This is a genomic window from Frankia sp. AgKG'84/4 (assembly GCF_023242965.2).
In the GTDB taxonomy this organism is placed as follows: Bacteria; Actinomycetota; Actinomycetes; order Frankiales; family Frankiaceae; genus Frankia.
Genome location: NZ_JALKFU020000707.1, coordinates 1 through 552 on the forward strand (window position 1 = coordinate 1; position 552 = coordinate 552).

General features: G+C 78.3%; 1 pseudogene. It reads left to right on the forward strand.

The features are described 5' to 3' along the window. Nucleotides 1–552, forward strand: a pseudogene (locus tag MXD58_RS24725) (HelD family protein); the annotation flags it as partial.

The following is a 552-nucleotide window of genomic DNA, read 5'->3' on the forward strand; positions in this document are numbered from 1 at the left end:
GGCCTCCCGCCCGGCCGAGCTGCTCGGCGACCCCGCCGCGGAGGCCGGGCGGGAGGCCGAGCGCCGGGCGGAGCGCGAACGCGCCGAGGAACGCGAGTACGCCCGCGGGGTGGTCGACATGCTGGGCTTGGAGGGCGAGGTCGACGCCGCGGCCCTGGCCGACCGCTGGGCCGGTCCGCGCACGCGGCGCAGCGCGGCCGAGCATGCCCGGGAGGATCGCGGCTGGGCGTTCGGTCACCTCGTCGTCGACGAGGCCCAGGAGGTCTCGCCGATGCTGTGGCGCCTGCTGTGGCGGCGCTGCCCGGGGCGCACCGCGACCCTCGTCGGTGACCTCGCTCAGACGGCCCGGCCGGGGGCCCCGACGACCTGGGCCGAGCTGCTCGCGCCCGTCGCCGACCACCAGTTCACCGTCGAGCGGCTCACCGTGAACTACCGCACCCCGCAGGAGATCATGGACGTGGCCGCGGAGGTGCTGCGCGCGCAGAACCCGGCGCTGTCGGCGCCGGTCTCGGTCCGGTCGGCGGGCCGGCGGCCGAGCGCGCTGCGTGTCGG